The following is a 15,602-nucleotide window of genomic DNA, read 5'->3' as shown; positions in this document are numbered from 1 at the left end:
ACGCCATGATGATCTCAGTAGACATTGGTGAGGCGGGCTTCCGACCCGCCGCGCGGATCGCCTCTGTCGGCGTTTCGAAAATCCTGCAAATTGGCGCCAAAGCCGCAGCGATGAAGCGAGAGGGCTTCCCCGTCATCATTCTCGGCGCGGGCGAGCCGAATTTCGACACACCGGACCATATCAAGCAGGCTGCGAAGGCGGCCATCGACGCAGGTGAGACCAAATATACCGCGCTTGATGGTTCGCCTGCTCTCAAGCAGGCGGCCTGCGCGAAGTTTAAGCGGGAAAACGGCATTGACTACACCATCGACGAAGTGACCGCCGGCGCCGGCGCCAAGCAGATCCTATTCAACGCCTTCATGGCGACCATAGATCCGGGCGACGAGGTTATCATACCCACGCCCTACTGGACCTCCTATTCCGATATTGTGGAAGTCTGCGGCGGTACATCTGTTCTGGTGCCGTGCCATGCGGCGGCCGGGTTTCGTCTTCAGGCCGAACAACTTGAGAAAGCGATTACGCCAAGGACCCGCTGGGTGCTGTTGAACTCGCCGTCCAATCCGTCCGGCGCGGCCTACAGTGCGGCGGATTACCAGCCCCTGATCGATGTACTACTACGTCATCCGCATATCTGGCTGATGGTGGACGATATGTATGAGCATATCGTCTATGACGGATTTGAGTTCGTTACACCGGTGGCACTCGAACCGCGGCTCAAAGAGCGAGCGCTCACGATAAATGGTGTGTCCAAAGCTTACGCGATGACCGGCTGGCGTATCGGCTATGCCGGTGGCCCCAAGGCGCTGATCAAGGCCATGGCGGTCATCCAAAGCCAAGCCACGTCCTGCCCGTGCTCGATCAGTCAGGCAGCTGCTATTGCCGCGCTCAACGGTCCACAAGAGTTCCTGAAGGACCGCCAGGCAAGTTTCAAGCGACGTCGCGATCTGGTGGTCGGTCGACTCAATGCCATTCCGGGTCTGGAATGCCGCACACCCGAGGGGGCTTTCTATACCTTTTCGAGCTGCGCCGGTACACTGAACAAGGTCGCCCCGAATGGAAAGACCATCGCCACTGATGCTGACTTTACTGATTACCTCCTGGAAGACGCACAGGTAGCTGTGGTGCCCGGTTCTGCTTTCGGTCTTTCCCCCTTCTTCCGCATTTCCTATGCGACATCGGAGGAGGAACTGGTCGAAGCGCTGAACCGCATCGAACGGGCTTGTGCGGCTCTGAAAGGATCAATTCTCCCGCCATGATCCCATGCCTCGATCGCCCAGCTTCCATCGCTGACGCTCCTGTCAGCTTCTCCGAGCGTCTGATCGAGGCGGGCTTTCGCGGCGATATTGAAACGCGGGCGGCCTCCCGCACGGTCTATGCTACGGATAACTCCATCTATCAGGTGGAGCCGCAGGCGATTGTCTTTCCCCGCGATGCGGAAGACATGCAAATCATCGCCCGCACCCTTTCGGAGCCAGCTTTCCTTACCATCGTCATCGCCCCGCGTGGTGGTGGCACAGGCACCAACGGCCAAGCACTGACCGATGGCGTAGTCGTCGATTGTTCACGGCACATGAACCGTATTCTCGAAATCGACCCGATGCGACGTACGGCTTGCGTTGAGGCGGGCGTCGTCAAGGACCAACTCAACAGGGCGCTGAAGCCGCATGGATTATTCTTCGCGCCGGAGCTTTCCACCTCGAACCGGGCGACGATCGGCGGTATGATTTCCACCGATGCCTGCGGGCAGGGCTCCTGCCTCTATGGCAAGACGTCGAACCATGTTCTGGGTCTGCGGGTCGTGCTGACGGACGGCTCGGATTTCTGGTCGCGCCCGCTCGAAAACGCGGAGCTTACGGAGATATGCGCGCGCGATGACCGCATCGGTGAAGTGCATCGGATCGTGGAGCGCATCACGTGGGAAACGCAGGAGCGGGTCGCCGAGGTCTTCCCAAATCTCAACCGGTACATGACCGGCTACGATCTGGCGCATGTGCGACGACAGGACGGGGTTTTTGATCTCAACGCCGTGCTGTGCGGGTCGGAGGGAACCCTCGCCCTGATTGCTGAGGCCGAACTCAATCTCATGCCGCTTCCTGCCGAGGTGGCCCTCATCAACGTCCGTTATAGCGATTTCAATGCTGCGCTGGAAGATGCCCGCAACCTGGTTTCCCTCGGCGTCGCCTCGATCGAAACGGTTGACGAGAAAGTTCTCGATCTTGCCAAGGGCGATATTGTGTGGAACGCGATCGGCCGTTTCTTTCCCTCCGACGGGGAGCGGGCGGCAAACGGCATCAACATCGTCGAAATCTTGGCTGGCGGCCCCGACGAACTTGAGCAAAAGATCGCGGAGGTCGCTACCACGCTCGAGGCGCGGCCCGGTGCAAACCGGTTGGGATTCACGGTGGCGCGCGGCCATGCCGATGCCGAGGCGATCTGGACCATGCGCAAACGCGCGGTGGGCCTGCTCGGCAATGTCGAAGGATCGATTCGGCCGGTGCCGTTCGTCGAGGACACCGCCGTGCCGCCTGAGCATTTGGCCGCCTATATCCGCGAGTTTCGCGATCTTCTCGATAGGGCAGGCGTGTCCTACGGCATGTTCGGCCATGTCGATGCTGGAGTGCTGCATGTCCGCCCGGCTCTTGATCTGGTTCGACCGGATCACACAGCCCTGGTTCGCCAAATTAGTGATGAGGTGGTGGCGCTCACCCGCAAATATGGCGGCGTGTTATGGGGCGAGCATGGCAAGGGCGTGCGTTCGGAATATGTGCCGGAATTCTTCGGAGACCTTTACCCTTGCCTGCAGGACATCAAGCGCGGCTTCGATCCGCAAAACCGGCTCAATCCAGGCAAGATCACCAGCATCAACGGAAGACCTTTGCTGAAGATCGATGAGGTGCCGCTCCGCGGCGGTTTCGACAGGATTATCGGGCACGAAATCCGCGCCGCGTTCGACAACGCCGCCTATTGCAATGGCAATGGTGCCTGTTTCGATTTTGATGAAACCAGTCCTATGTGCCCTTCCTACAAGGCGACACGGGATCGGCGTCAATCGCCCAAAGGACGAGCATCACTCATGCGCGAATGGCTGCGAATGCTGGCCGAGAAAAATATTGATCCACGGAGAGAAGCAGAGGGTTTGCGCAAGGCCGGCAGGCTGTGGCAACTGCCACGCCGTATCGTCAATTCATTTTCCCCGGTAAACGCGGGCGATTTCTCGCATGAGGTCAAGGCGGCGATGGACAGTTGCCTCGCCTGCAAAGCCTGCGCCGGGCAATGTCCTATTAAGGTGAGTGTCCCCTCTTTCCGGGCCAAGTTTTTGGAGATCTACCATGGCCGCTATCTGCGGCCCCTCAAGGACCCGCTCGTTGCATCCATCGAAACAATGCTGCCGATGATGGCGCGTGTGCGGCCGCTATATAACCTCGTCGCAGGCACTGTGCCTGGCAAGGCTCTGACGCGTCTGGCTGGGCTGACGGCACTTCCACATTTGCCCGCAGTTTCGCTGCGCAAGGAAGCCAGACGGCTGGGAGTGGCCATTGCGCATGCCGAGGACCTGACACGATTCTCCAATGCAAAACTGTCCCGGACAGTCGTCTTCGTGCCGGATGTCTTCACTTCCTATTTCGATCCGGATGTCGCACTGGCGGCGATCAGCCTTGCCCGCAAGCTGGGCTATGAGCCTTTGCTTGCCGCCCCGCACATCAACGGGAAAGCGCTGCATGTGCATGGCTATCTCGCCCGCTTTGAAAAGGCGGCAAGAGAAACGTCCGCCTACCTGAAAGGGCTTACTGACCTTGGCGTAACATTAGTTGGCATTGATCCTTCAATGACGCTTGCCTTCCGCAGCGAATATAGCGCGGTGCCCGGCAAGCCCCTGGGGGCCGATGTCGCCCTGCCGCAAGAGTGGCTTGCAAATGTTCTAGCAGAGCAACCTCCGGCCAAAGCCATCGAAGGTATACGTTACACGCTCATGCCTCATTGCACGGAAAGAACCAACGCGCCTGCTGCCATCGGGCAGTGGAAGGCGGTATTCGCGCAATTCGGTATTGAACTCGCAGTTGCCGAGACGGGGTGTTGCGGGATGGCGGGCACGTTTGGGCACGAGACGCGCAACAAAAGATTATCGGAAGCGCTCTATGAAATGAGTTGGAAGTCTCCGATCGCAGGCCGACAAAAAGAGGACGTTGTCATGGTCACTGGATATTCCTGCCGGTCGCAGGTCAAGATCCTTGAGGCTGTTGGCCTTGAGCATCCCCTTCAAGTCATAGAACGCCTTGTCAATTTCAAAGTATAGATACTGGCGTCGCAATCAGCGGCGAGGCGCATCTAGCTGGATGTATTTAGCGGCTTAGCCGGGTGGACATGATGATCGAGGAAAGCGTTCGCTCAACGCCATCGATCATTCCGATCCCGTCGACGAGTTGATCAAGTTCCGAAATCGACGGAGCTTCGAGAACCGCAATTAGATCGAATGTGCCGCTCACCGAATGCAGTGATTTCACACCATGGATTGCCTGCAGCGAAACGCAAACCTGTGATAAGACTTTTGGCGCGAGCGTGATCATGACATGCGCTTTCGCAAGACCTGATTGATATTCATCGGACAGTCTCACGTTATATCCGGCAATGACCCCTTCACGCTCCAGGCGATCAAGTCTGGACTGAACGGTCGTTCTCGACAAACCGAGCTTTTTGGCAAGGCTTGCCACGGGCGCGCGCGCATTTTCGCCAAGCAAGTCGAGCAGTTCACGGTCTTTTTCCGTTACATTCATCGGAACCTCTGCATTCAGACTATCCAATACGGCGAAGTGCTTAAAACAAGCCGACAAAAATAGCAATGTGACCCTATGATATGGCGTCTGATCTAGGCAAACTATCAACATTCAAATCCTGAAGTGAAGGGGACTGTAATGAAGGATGTAGTGGTCATTGGCGCAGGTAAGATCGGTGGCGCCATCGCATTGATGCTGGCAGAAACAGGCGATTACAATGTCGTCGTAACCGATCGGGATCAGGCGCAGATCAACAAGCTCGACAAGCATCCCGCGATTTCCGGAAAAGTCGTTGATATCACCGACATCGGGGCACTTGTAGTGATGCTTCGCGGGAAGTTCGCCGTTCTGTCCGCGGCGCCTTTCAACCTGACCGGCAAAGTCGCCGAGGCTGCACTGGAAGCCTCGGTGCATTACCTTGACCTGACGGAAGATGTCGCAACGACCAAGAAGGTCGAGGAGCTCTCCGAAGGTGCAGATGTTGCTTTCATTCCCCAGTGTGGCCTCGCGCCCGGCTTTATTTCGATTGTTGCCAACGACCTTGCCAAGCGCTTTGACACGCTGGATAGCGTGCGCATGCGCGTTGGAGCCTTGCCGCAATATCCGTCGAACGCTCTGAACTACAATCTGACCTGGAGCACGGATGGTCTAATCAACGAATACATCGAGCCATGTGAGGCGATTGTTGAGGGCAAGTTCATTACAGTGCCGGCCATGGAAGAGCGCGAAGAATTCTCGCTGGATGGTGTTACCTACGAGGCATTTAACACATCTGGTGGTCTCGGCACGCTGGCCAAGACGCTGGAGGGCCGCGTTCGGACGATGAACTACCGCACGATCCGCTACCCAGGCCATCAGGCAATAATCAAGGCGCTGCTGAACGACTTCAATCTCAAGAACCGCCGGGACGTGCTCAAGGACCTGTTCGAAAACGCTCTGCCGGCCACGATGCAGGACGTGGTCGTGATCTTCGTCACCGTGTGTGGCTGGAAAGAGGGTCGCTACATGCAGGAAACCTACGCCAACAAGGTTTATTCGAGTGTCGTCGCGGGCAAAACGATGAGCGCGATTCAAATTACGACTGCCGCCGGCATCACGACGGTTCTCGACCTCCTCGCCGATGGAAAACTGCCTCAGAAGGGCTTCGTTCGGCAGGAGGAAGTCGCGCTCGCAGATTTCCTGAACAATCGCTTTGGCCAGGTTTACGATCCTGAGGCCATGCGTCTGAAGAAGGCGGTCTAGTCCTTGTCATGACTTCAGGCGCCCGACGTTGATGGTGTCGGGCGTGTCGCTCTGAACGCGGGCTGCGGCTCACCCCTCGCAGGGTGGGGTTGGCAACCCGCCAGTCGTTCACAACAACAGAAGACCCAAACGAGCATTGTCCGATGAATTCCGCCAGCTTCCTTGAAAGTGTCGACCAGAACTTCCGTCATGCCATGTCCTTCCTCAATCTGGGGGAGGGACTGGCTGAACGGATCATCCAATGCAACTCGACCTACACGGTTCGCTTCGGCGTGCGCCTGCGTGGTCAAATGTACAGCTTCATCGGCTGGCGATCGGTCCACAATGGTAAGCGGCAAGCCGAGGCCGTTCAGCCTGTGTAGTTCCACGGCATGAGTGCATCGAGATCGCTGCTGGGCCAGCCGTTGGCTATGCGCTCGAGGGTCTGGGTGAGCCAGGCCTGTGGATCGACGTTGTTCATCTTCGCCGTTTATGCCGACCGTCGAACTATGCCGATTAATCAACTTTTTGCCAACGTTTCCGGCATCATAGCGGGCAGCTAGTCGGCATAGTTTAGGGTCTCTCCGTCGCAGTTGACGCGAAGGAGAGGACACATGAACGCAACTGACTATTTGAATCGCAGCGCCCTATACCGGAAGCTGGTCTATGGTCCGTATCGGGAGTTTGCGGGCGTTTACGCCGCCAAAATGTCGAACGAAGGTTTGGGTCGGCATTGCACGTGGCGCTCGCTGAGCCTGTTTCGGGATCTGATGGACTGGCATGTTGGCAATGGACATGCTCCGCAGGATTTAAGCGAGGTTCACGTCGACCGCTTTCTTGAGCATCGTTTCAAGCACTGGAAGCCCGACTCGGGCGATCGATCGGCACTCCGCCGCTTGCTTTTGGCGTTACGGGAGAAAGGCTTAATACCAGCCGCACTTCCGATTCTGCGCAGTGAGCACGAGAAGATCGTCGATGTATTCGGGCAATATCTCTCGACTGAGAGAGGGCTCGCCGCCGCGACTATGGGGAGCCACAAGCTTCTGTCGCTTCGATTTCTCCGGGAGGTGTGCCCTTTAGGCGTAGACGGGTTTGCAGCGCTCACCCCGCAGACCGTGATCGGTTATGTCGAGCGACATGCGCTCGATGGTTCCGCCGACAGTGGCAAAGCCATGTGCGGGGTTGTGCGTGCCTTCCTGCGCTATTTGCATCTGAAGGGTTTCATCTCGATGCCGCTCGCTGGCTGTGTGCCGTCCATCCGCCGCTGGCGACTTGCCGGCCTTCCAACATTTCTCCCGCCCGAGAAAGTCCAGAAGGTTCTCGATGCCTGTGATCGGACGACGGCAATGGGTCGTCGGGACTACGCGGTTCTGATGATCCTCGCCAAGCTCGGTTTGCGCGCCAGCGAAGTTTCCAACCTCAATCTTGACGATATCGACTGGCAGTCGGGCACGATCCTCGTACACGGAAAGGGACGACGCCAAGCGACTATGCCGCTGCGTCACGGGTAGTGTGCGGAAGGTTCTGCAAATTCACTGAGAGGGGCGGTCATGGCAGGCTGGTGATGTTCAACGTCACCTGATTCCCTGGAAGGAACGCCACCATGACCAAGACAGAAGATAAGACTGCTGTTGCTACCGTCAAAGACATTCTGCTTTCGAACCCCGATGGGCTGCACGAGGTGCTGCGCGCGGTGATGCAGGAGGTCCTTGAAGCCGAGATGGACGAGGCTTTGGGAGCCGCGAAAGGCGAACGCACGCCCGAGCGGCTCGGCTACCGCTCCGGCCATTACGGCCGCACGCTGATAACGCGGGTGGGCAAGTTGGAACTCAGGGTGCCGCAGGACCGCTCGGGACACTTCTCCACCGAGCTGTTCGAACGCTACCAGCGCTCGGAGCGGGCGCTGGTCGCCACGCTGGCCGAGATGTATGTGCAGGGGGTGTCGACGCGCAAGGTCAAGGCGATCACCGAAGAACTGTGCGGGCATGCGTTCTCGGCCTCATCGATCTCGGCGATCAACAAGCGGCTCGATGAAAGCCTAAAGGCCTTTGCCTGCCGCCCGCTTCAAGAGCCCTTTCCCTATCTCATCCTCGATGCCCGTTATGAGAAGGTCAGAGAGGGCGGCGTCGTCAGGAGCCAGGCGGTGCTGATCGCCGTCGGCATCGACTGGGACGGCCGGCGGCAAATCCTGTCCGTCGAGATGGCCGGCCGCGAGAGCCGCTCGGCCTGGAAGGACTTCCTGTTGGGATTGAAAGCCCGCGGCCTCAAGGGTGTCGAGTTCGTCGTCTCCGACGATCATGCCGGCCTCGTCGCGGCGATCGGCGAAGTCATTCCGGAAGCCGCCTGGCAGCGCTGCTATGTGCACTTCCTGCGCAATGCGCTCGACCATCTGCCACGCAAGCACGGCGACGATTGCCTGCAGGAACTGCGATGGATCTACGACCGGCGCGATCTCGCCGAGGCGAAAACCGATCTTTCCGCCTGGCTTGGCAAATGGTCGGGAAAATATCCACGGCTGACCGGCTGGGTCGAGGAAGCCATCGAGCAGACGCTCACTTTCTTCCGGCTACCGCGCACTCACCACAAGCATCTCAAGAGCACCAACATGCTCGAGCGCCTCAACGAGGAAATCCGTCGTAGAACCTACGTCGTGCGCATCTTTCCCAACACCGAAAGCTGCCTGCGCCTGGTCAGGGCCCTTGCCGTCGAAACCCACGAAAACTGGATGGAGGCCAATCGATACATCAACATGGACGATCTCAGAGAGCATAAGAAACTCGCTCTCCGCAATGCCGCATGACCAGTCTCATGACCGCCCTTTTTGCTGAACTTGACGCACATAACCGCGTCACGACGTCGGAACAGCACTCGTCGCTTATATCCGACATGGGCGTCCAGCCTCGGCATGTCGACGACTTTTCCTACGAACACTCGCCCCGCACGTGGGTTTTACATCTGGCAGCGCCATCACGTGGATCGCTAAGCAAGCACTCGAACAGGCCGACATTGAAGGCTATGCGCATCACGGCGCCCATCTTTTCCGCCACAGCCTTGCGACTGACCTTTTGCGATCGGGCGCCAGCTTTGCTGAGATCGGCCAACTGCTCCGCCATCGAAGCATCGACAGTACAAGAATCTATGCCAAGCTCGATATTGATAAGCTGCGTGAACTGAGCCTACCCTGGCCGGGAGGTGTCCAATGAGCCGGCTTGGCACCGCGTTTGAGCGCTACATCGGCATGCGCCAAGGGCTGGGATACAAATATGACGGTCCGGCAAAACGATTGTCGGAGTTCGTCGCTTTCATGGAATCCCGCGGCGCCGAGACCATCACGAATGATCTGGCAATGGAGTGGGTCACCTCGATGGGCCGGCAGCCAAGCTGGTCCATCCGCCTGTCTGATGTGCGCTGCTTTGCACAGCACCTCAGTTATTTCGATCCTTTGACAGAAGTGCTACCAAGCGACGCTGTAGCACCGGCACGGCGGACAAAGCCCTACATCTATAGCGAGATCGAGATTCAGACACTTTTGGCGGCGGCACTGTCGTTGCCGCCGGCCAACGCTCTGCGGCGCTGGACATATCACTGCCTGTTCGGGCTGATAGCAGTGGCCGGACTGCGCCATTCCGAAGCGCTCAGCCTGCTCCGGGCCGATGTCGATCTCGACCAGGGCGTCCTCACCATCCGAGAGACAAAGTTTGGCAAGTCACGGCTGGTCCCGCTGCATGCCACGACAATTGCTGTCCTTTCGGGCTACGCCGCCCGACGCGATGCACACCTTGGTACGCCGCGCAGTCCCTATTTCTTCGTCGCCGAACAAGGCGGCAGATTGCTGCATCAATACGTGCATCGCGTGTTCTGGCGACTATCCCGGCAAATCGGATTACGACAGGAGGGGAATCGAGATGGCCCACGGATTCATGATCTTCGTCACCGTTTCGCCGTCCAGACCCTGATCAACTGGCATCGCGCCGGCGAAGATGTGGAACGCGAGCTGCCCGTTCTCTCAACCTTCCTCGGCCATGCCAATGTTCGCGACACCTATTGGTATCTGTCGGCCACGCCGGAACTGATGAACCATGCCGTACGGCGATTGGATAAGCGTTGGGAGGTCCGGTCATGAGACACACGAACGACCTGCCCGTGCTAATCGAGCGGTGGTTTACGGATCGGCTTATGAAGCATCGAGGTGTAAGTTCCAATACCATCGCCTCCTATCGCGACACCTTCAGGCTCCTGTTTGCTTTCGCACAGACGCGCATTGGGAGATCCCCATCCCAGTTGACGCTGCGGGATTTGGACGCTCCTTTCATCGGCGCATTCCTGGAGGATCTTGAGACGCAGAGATCCGCCTCGGTGCGGACCCGGAATCTCCGCCTCACAGCCATCCGCTCTTTCTTCCGATATGCGGCGTTTGAGGAGCCGGCACACAGCGCCCACATTCAGCGTGTGCTCGCGATCCCCAGCAAGCGATGCGACAAGCGGCAGCTTCAGTTCCTAACCAGGCCCGAGATTGAAGCGATCCTGGACTGTACGGATCGAAACACGTGGCTGGGACGCCGCGATTACACTCTGCTATTGCTGGCCGCGCAAACGGGGCTGCGGGTCTCGGAGATCATCGACCTCGACCGAGACTCGGTAGTGCTCGGCCGCGGTGCGCATGTGCAATGCGTCGGCAAGGGCCGCAAAGAGCGAAGTACGCCGCTCACGAAGGTTGCACAGCAAGCCCTCCAGCGGTGGCTCAGGGAGCCAGGGAAGCGGGGCGCAACGGCTCTCTTTCCGAATATGCACGGTGGCAGGCTCAGCGCGGACGGCGTGCAGGCGCTGCTGAACAAATATGTCGCCAAAGCACGTGAGCACTGCATCTCCCTTCGCTCAAAGCGGGTCTCGCCCCATGTCTTGCGGCACTCTGCTGCCATGGAGTTGCTGCAGGCGGGCGTCGACTGCTCCGTAATTGCCCTGTGGTTGGGCCACGAAGCGATGGAAACGACGTTGACCTATCTTCATGCACATCTCGAACTGAAGGAATCTGCACTCGCAAAGCTGAAGCCGTACGAACGCGCCAAGGCCGAGCGATTTCGACCAAGCGACCGGCTTCTGGAATTCCTGAACGCCCTCTGAGCATGAGAACTATGCCGAGTGCCAAACAACAGCGACCGCCGAACGGGCCGGGAACGCACGGTTTGCTGCAAACAATAGAAGAGACACTCGGCATAGTTCGACGGTCGGCATAAACCTGCTTATGCCGCGCGCGGCATAAGGCGGTCTGAAGGAGCGTGGCGATTGTCGCCCAGGTCCTTCCGCCGCCGTCGCTGCCAGCGAAGAGACTGTTCTTTCTCGTAATTGTCTGGGGCCTGATGGCGCGCTCAACGATGTTGGAGTCGAGCTCGATGCGGCCGTCGGTGAGGAAGTGTTCGAAGATGGAGCGACGCGAGGTGGCATAGCGGATCGCCTCGGCGAGCTTCGACTTGCCGGAGATCCGCGGCAGAGTCTTCTGCCAAAGGTCAAAGAGCTCATTGACGACGGCAGCCGATGTCTGCTGACGGGCTACGACACGCGCGTCAGGGCTTTGGCCGCGGGCCGTTTCTTCGACCTGCCAGAGCTTTGCTGCGTATTTCGGAAGAACGGGACAGTCGTTTCACTAAATCGCGGACAGTGGTTTCACTAATTCCGGGACAGCATGGTGTGGTCGATTTTCGCCTGCCTGGTTGAAGTCATGAGCGATTGATTTCGCCGTTTTCAGCGCCGGTCAAGTGGGATGGTGTTTTTTGCCGTCGCATGCTGTCGCCTTCAAGGGCAATGCGGTGCGCATTGTGGATGATCCGATCGAGGATTGCGTCTGCGATGGTCGGTTCTCCGATCATGTCATGCCACTGGGCGACAGGAAGCTGCGCGGTGATGAGCGTTGATTTCCGGCGATAGCGTTCCTCGAAGATTTCCAGCAGGTCGAGGCGTTGTTGATCTGTGAGCGTGTGCGTTCCCCAGTCGTCGAGGATCAGCAACTGGACGCGGGCGAGTTTGTCGACCAGGCGTGGAAAGCGGCCGTCAAGCCTGGCAAGGCCCAGATCTTCGAACAGACGCGGCATACGCAGGTAGAGGATGGAATGATCGAGCCGGGCAGCCTGACGGCCGAAGGCGCAGGCGAGCCAGGTTTTTCCCGTGCCGGTCTGGCCGGTGATGATCATATTCTCATGTGCCTTCAACCACGCCCCTTGCGCAAGCGACAGAGTGTTGCGGCGGTCGAGACCACGATGAGCGGCAAAGTCGATGTTCTCGATGCAGGCGTCGGGAAAGCGGAGCTTTGAAGCTGCAAGCCGGTTGGTCAGGCGCTTGTCGGATCGCAGAGCCGTTTCCCGATCGAGCATCAGGCCGAGCCACTCGTCGCGGCTGAGATCGCTGCTGTTGTTCTGAGCGGCAAGTTCGCGATAGGCCGTTGCCATTCCGGCAAGGCCAAGGGCCTGCATCTGATCGAGGGTTGGATGTGTCAGCATGGGTCTTTCCTTTCCTTCACTGGTAATAGGAGCCGCCGCGGATGTTGGTGTGCGGCGGGGTGGGTTTTGCCGGGTCTGTCTGGGGTTTGGTTCGATCGAGACCGGATTTGAGAATGGCGGCGACAGAGGAATAGGTGATGGAGTTGATGACCAGCGCCCGCTCGCACGCCGCTTCCAGGCGATCCGTCTCGTAACGGCGGGCAAGGGACAGAATGCCGAAGGCCGAGCGATATCCTTGTTCGGGATGAGGACGATCGCGCATCATCCGCTCGACCAGAATGGCGGTGTTCACCCCGATCCTTGCCGCCTGGTTCAAAAGCGATGCCGGCGTCGTGTTGGCATAACGCTGGTGGGATTTGGGCATATGCTCGTTGACCGTCACATGCCCGGATCGCTGAGAACGCCTGATATGGCTGGCAATCCGCTTGTGATCGAGAAATACCTCGACCACCCGGTGGGTCAGACGCACATCAACCTGTCGGCCGATCAAGCGGTGCGGCACAGAGTAGAAGGTCTTGTCGACCTCGACATGGTAATCGGGATGGACCTTCGCCGATTTCCATTCCGCATAGTCGAACGGCGTTGCTGGCAGCGGCGCAAGCGCCTTTCTCTCTACCTCCTCGAACAGGTCTCGGCGCGACTTTCCGATGTGGCGCATCGGGCGGTTGTTCAAGTCGTCAAGCAGAACCGAGATCGCGGCATTCAGATCAGCCAGACTGAAGAAGCGTCGGTTTCTGAGGCGAGCCAATATCCAGCGCTCGACGATCAGCACTGCACCTTCGACCTTGGCTTTGTCACGCGGCTTGCGGCTTCTGGTCGGCAGGATGGTCGTATCGTAATGTTCGGCCATAGCAGCGAAGGTGGCGTTGAGCGTCGGCTCGAACCACAGCGCCTTGGCGACGCCTGCCTTCAGGTTGTCGCACACGATCGCCTTCGTGACGCCGCCGAAGAAGCTCAGCGCGCGTTCCTGGCCCTCGATCCAGTCCGGCAGTTTCTGGCTGAAGCTGGCACAGGCGAATGTCAACGACGAGGCGGGAAGCATCGCCACAAAGATTTGTGCCGAATGGATGACGCCGGTCGAAGGGTCGATGATGGGGATGGTGTGGCCGGCATAATCCGTCTGCATCACCGCGCCCGCCTCATGACGGTTGCGGAACGTCGCGTGAGCGCGGCGTTCGAAGACGGCAAAACGGTCGCAAAACCATGTGTAGCCGTAGCCGTCGGGATGGCTCGCCCTGTATTCCTGCCAGAGCAGCGTCAGCGTTACACCCTTGCGCTTCAGCTCGGCGGAAACGGACCGCCAATCCGGCTCGACCAAGTCCTGTGGCGGCCGGCCAACGCGCCGGAAAAGATGTCGCTCCAGCGCGGCATCATCGTCCAGGCCCGCAGGCAACGGCCAGACCGAAAGTCCGGTCTCCCTCGCTCGCAACAGATACGTCGCCACAGAGGTTTTGCTGATCTTCAGGCGTTCCGAAACGGCGCGAACCGAAAGGCCCTGCTCGTGCGTCAGTCGCAGTATCGATCGAATGTCTTTCACTGTCGTTCGTCTCGCTTGCTTCCGTCTTGGCATGGCCCCTCTCAACCGATGATGAGGAGGCAATCTGCCAGAACGGCGCTTGCGAAAATCGACCTTAAATCCACGTCCGAGACTGTCCCGGAATTAGCGGAATCGCTGTCCCGTATTTACTGAAATCGCTGTCCGCGAATTACCGGAATCGCTGTCCCGAAATTAGTGAAACACGCAGCTTTGCCATCAACTCCACCGTCTCGGTGGCGATCTTGGAGCTGTCCGAAGTGTGGAGCTCGTAGAACTTGCGTCTGCTATGGGACCAGCAGCCGGCCAATATCACTCCGTCATTGCCGCCGTCAGATCGGGCAAGCTTGTTGTAGGCGCCATACCCGTCGACCTGAAGGATGCCACGATAGCCATTCAGATGCCGGGCGACACGATCGCCAGCGCGGCTATCTTCGAAGCGATAGGCGACCATCGGCGGGCCACTGCCGCCAAAGGGTCTGTCATCCCTGGCATAGGCCCACAGCCAGGCCGTCTTTGCCGATCCGGATCCCGGCGCGAGCGTTGGCAACGTCGTCTCATCAGCGAAGATACGCTCGGCCTTCTTGACCTCGGCGAGGATGTAATCGGCCAGAATGTCGAGCTCGAAGCCGAGCTTGCCCATCCATTGCGCCATCAGCTTGCGATCGAGATCGACCTTGTCGCGGGCATAGATTGCCTCCTGCCGATAGAGCGGAAGGCCATCGGCATACTTCGAGACCGCGATCTGAGCGAGAAGCGCTTCCGTTGGAATGCCACCCTCGATGATGTGCGCGGGTGCGGATGCCTGGATGACGCCGTCTTCGTTTTTGAAGGCATACTTTGGCCGCCGGGTGACGATGACACGGAACTTCGCTGGCGCGACGTCCAATCGCTCAGAGACGTCTTCTCCGATCAGCACCTTCTGCTTGCCGGCGTGTTCGGGCAGTTCAGCCGGCTCGATCACCACTTCGACCCGCTCCAGGTGAGGTGCGAAGCCCTTACGCGGCCGGGGCGGACGTTTGCCATCGGGATGGGCGGCACCCTTGTTCACCTGGGCTCGGATTGCAGCGATGCCGGTCTCGATCTCCTCGAAGACAAAAGCCTGCTGCTCATCATCGATGCTTGGAGAGCCGAGCTTTTCCGATCGCCGGCCGAAGCGGGCCCGATCGAAGGCTTTCAGGATCTGGGTCAGTCGCTCGATGCGTTCATCGGCATCAGCGTTTCTGGCCTTCAAATCTGCGACCTCGCTCTCGAGAGCATCGGTGCGCGCTACCTTCTCGGCCATGGCAAGGACCATGGCTTTCAGGGTCTCTACATCATCTGGGAGCTGTAGATCGGGCGGCGTCATGAGGCCTACCAGAGCATATTTTGCTCCGGTTTTCCTGCCCTTTCAGGCGGTTGATTCACTTCGCCGCAGGCATTTACCCAACAATCTCCGGCGGCTTCACCGCCACAGAGCGGACCCGTTTCCAGTCCATGCCGTCAACGAGCGCCATAAGCTGAGCATGATTGAGCTGCACCCGGTTGTGGCCGATCCGCGGCCAGCAGAACTGCGCCTTCTCTAGCCGCTTGTACCTCACACAG

13 protein-coding genes and 3 pseudogenes are annotated in these 15,602 nt (G+C 58.8%); 9 read left to right on the top strand and 7 right to left on the bottom strand.

What is annotated here, in order from left to right:
- The first annotated feature begins 5 nt into the window (after positions 1-5).
- Both BA011_RS30580 and BA011_RS30575 read left to right on the top strand, forming a co-directional pair.
- Positions 6-1,256 (top strand): pyridoxal phosphate-dependent aminotransferase, encoded by a 1,251-nt coding sequence (locus tag BA011_RS30580; protein WP_065283603.1) that lies wholly within the window; start codon positions 6-8, stop codon positions 1,254-1,256.
- Positions 1,253-4,294, top strand: a complete 3,042-nt coding sequence (locus tag BA011_RS30575) for an FAD-binding and (Fe-S)-binding domain-containing protein (protein ID WP_065283602.1) — start codon at positions 1,253-1,255, stop codon at positions 4,292-4,294. Before BA011_RS30580 ends, BA011_RS30575 begins: the two co-directional genes overlap by 4 nt.
- Before the next feature lie 46 nt (positions 4,295-4,340).
- Here BA011_RS30575 and BA011_RS30570 read toward each other — a convergent pair whose 3' ends face one another.
- The gene (locus BA011_RS30570) at positions 4,341-4,772 is read right to left on the bottom strand and encodes an Lrp/AsnC family transcriptional regulator (protein WP_065283601.1); all 432 of its coding nucleotides are present in this window, start codon (positions 4,770-4,772) and stop codon (positions 4,341-4,343) included.
- 138 nt (positions 4,773-4,910) lie between these two features.
- Here BA011_RS30570 and BA011_RS30565 point away from each other — a divergent pair, with 138 nt between their 5' ends.
- Both BA011_RS30565 and BA011_RS44865 read left to right on the top strand, forming a co-directional pair.
- Positions 4,911-6,014 carry a saccharopine dehydrogenase family protein gene (locus tag BA011_RS30565; protein ID WP_065283600.1) on the top strand — a complete coding sequence of 368 codons (1,104 nt, stop codon included), beginning with the start codon at positions 4,911-4,913 and terminating at the stop codon, positions 6,012-6,014.
- 143 nt (positions 6,015-6,157) lie between these two features.
- Positions 6,158-6,376 (top strand): hypothetical protein, encoded by a 219-nt coding sequence (locus BA011_RS44865; protein WP_065283599.1) that lies wholly within the window; start codon positions 6,158-6,160, stop codon positions 6,374-6,376.
- Here the strand turns inward: BA011_RS44865 and BA011_RS42785 are convergent.
- A pseudogene (locus tag BA011_RS42785) lies at positions 6,364-6,483 on the bottom strand (transposase domain-containing protein); the annotation flags it as partial. The gene BA011_RS44865 and the pseudogene BA011_RS42785 overlap by 13 nt on opposite strands.
- A 124-nt stretch (positions 6,484-6,607) precedes the next feature.
- Here BA011_RS42785 and BA011_RS30555 point away from each other — a divergent pair.
- From BA011_RS30555 to BA011_RS30535, 5 genes are all read left to right on the top strand, one after another.
- Positions 6,608-7,504, top strand: a complete 897-nt coding sequence (locus BA011_RS30555) for a tyrosine-type recombinase/integrase (protein ID WP_237352772.1) — start codon at positions 6,608-6,610, stop codon at positions 7,502-7,504.
- A 92-nt stretch (positions 7,505-7,596) separates the two neighbouring features.
- Positions 7,597-8,793, top strand: a complete 1,197-nt coding sequence (locus BA011_RS30550; protein WP_065279141.1) for an IS256 family transposase — start codon at positions 7,597-7,599, stop codon at positions 8,791-8,793.
- Positions 8,794-8,935: 142 nt separating this feature from the next.
- Positions 8,936-9,196, top strand: coding sequence for a tyrosine-type recombinase/integrase (locus tag BA011_RS42780; protein ID WP_237352771.1), 261 nt, complete (start codon positions 8,936-8,938; stop codon positions 9,194-9,196).
- Positions 9,193-10,116 carry a tyrosine-type recombinase/integrase gene (locus tag BA011_RS30540; protein ID WP_027664908.1) on the top strand — a complete coding sequence of 308 codons (924 nt, stop codon included), beginning with the start codon at positions 9,193-9,195 and terminating at the stop codon, positions 10,114-10,116. The genes BA011_RS42780 and BA011_RS30540 overlap by 4 nt, the downstream gene beginning before the upstream one ends.
- Complete coding sequence (locus tag BA011_RS30535; protein ID WP_027664909.1) at positions 10,113-11,114, top strand: tyrosine-type recombinase/integrase; 1,002 nt, start codon at positions 10,113-10,115, stop codon at positions 11,112-11,114. Before BA011_RS30540 ends, BA011_RS30535 begins: the two co-directional genes overlap by 4 nt.
- Before the next feature lie 139 nt (positions 11,115-11,253).
- Here BA011_RS30535 and BA011_RS44550 read toward each other — a convergent pair.
- The 5 genes and pseudogenes from BA011_RS44550 to tnpB form a co-directional block, all read right to left on the bottom strand.
- Positions 11,254-11,601: pseudogene (locus BA011_RS44550) on the bottom strand (IS66 family transposase); the annotation flags it as partial.
- A 106-nt stretch (positions 11,602-11,707) separates the two neighbouring features.
- Positions 11,708-12,484 carry an IS21-like element helper ATPase IstB gene (gene istB / locus BA011_RS30530; protein ID WP_065279981.1) on the bottom strand — a complete coding sequence of 259 codons (777 nt, stop codon included), beginning with the start codon at positions 12,482-12,484 and terminating at the stop codon, positions 11,708-11,710.
- 16 nt (positions 12,485-12,500) lie between these two features.
- On the bottom strand, positions 12,501-14,054 hold the full coding sequence (gene istA, locus BA011_RS30525; RefSeq protein WP_065279982.1) for an IS21 family transposase: 1,554 nt from the start codon (positions 14,052-14,054) through the stop codon (positions 12,501-12,503).
- Positions 14,055-14,226: 172 nt separating this feature from the next.
- Positions 14,227-15,366 (bottom strand): annotated as a pseudogene (gene tnpC / locus BA011_RS30520) (IS66 family transposase); the annotation flags it as partial.
- 73 nt (positions 15,367-15,439) lie between these two features.
- Positions 15,440-15,598 carry an IS66 family insertion sequence element accessory protein TnpB gene (gene tnpB / locus BA011_RS46640; protein WP_159458871.1) on the bottom strand — a complete coding sequence of 53 codons (159 nt, stop codon included), beginning with the start codon at positions 15,596-15,598 and terminating at the stop codon, positions 15,440-15,442.
- Positions 15,599-15,602: the final 4 nt, after the last annotated feature.

It is taken from the genome of Rhizobium leguminosarum (assembly GCF_001679785.1).
GTDB classification, from domain to species: Bacteria; Pseudomonadota; Alphaproteobacteria; order Rhizobiales; family Rhizobiaceae; genus Rhizobium; species Rhizobium leguminosarum_R.
Note: the sequence above shows the minus strand (reverse complement) of the source record. Positions and strands in the feature narration are given on the sequence as shown.

Coding starts and splice junctions, on each gene's coding strand:
- BA011_RS30540 (WP_027664908.1), top strand. CDS start 9,193: ATGAGCCGGCTTGGCACCGCGTTTGAGCGCTACATCGGCATGCGCCAA.
- BA011_RS30565 (WP_065283600.1), top strand. CDS start 4,911: ATGAAGGATGTAGTGGTCATTGGCGCAGGTAAGATCGGTGGCGCCATC.
- istA (WP_065279982.1), bottom strand. CDS start 14,054: ATGCCAAGACGGAAGCAAGCGAGACGAACGACAGTGAAAGACATTCGA.
- istB (WP_065279981.1), bottom strand. CDS start 12,484: ATGCTGACACATCCAACCCTCGATCAGATGCAGGCCCTTGGCCTTGCC.
- BA011_RS30550 (WP_065279141.1), top strand. CDS start 7,597: ATGACCAAGACAGAAGATAAGACTGCTGTTGCTACCGTCAAAGACATT.
- BA011_RS30535 (WP_027664909.1), top strand. CDS start 10,113: ATGAGACACACGAACGACCTGCCCGTGCTAATCGAGCGGTGGTTTACG.
- BA011_RS44865 (WP_065283599.1), top strand. CDS start 6,158: ATGAATTCCGCCAGCTTCCTTGAAAGTGTCGACCAGAACTTCCGTCAT.
- BA011_RS30575 (WP_065283602.1), top strand. CDS start 1,253: ATGATCCCATGCCTCGATCGCCCAGCTTCCATCGCTGACGCTCCTGTC.
- BA011_RS30570 (WP_065283601.1), bottom strand. CDS start 4,772: ATGAATGTAACGGAAAAAGACCGTGAACTGCTCGACTTGCTTGGCGAA.
- BA011_RS30555 (WP_237352772.1), top strand. CDS start 6,608: ATGAACGCAACTGACTATTTGAATCGCAGCGCCCTATACCGGAAGCTG.
- BA011_RS30580 (WP_065283603.1), top strand. CDS start 6: ATGATGATCTCAGTAGACATTGGTGAGGCGGGCTTCCGACCCGCCGCG.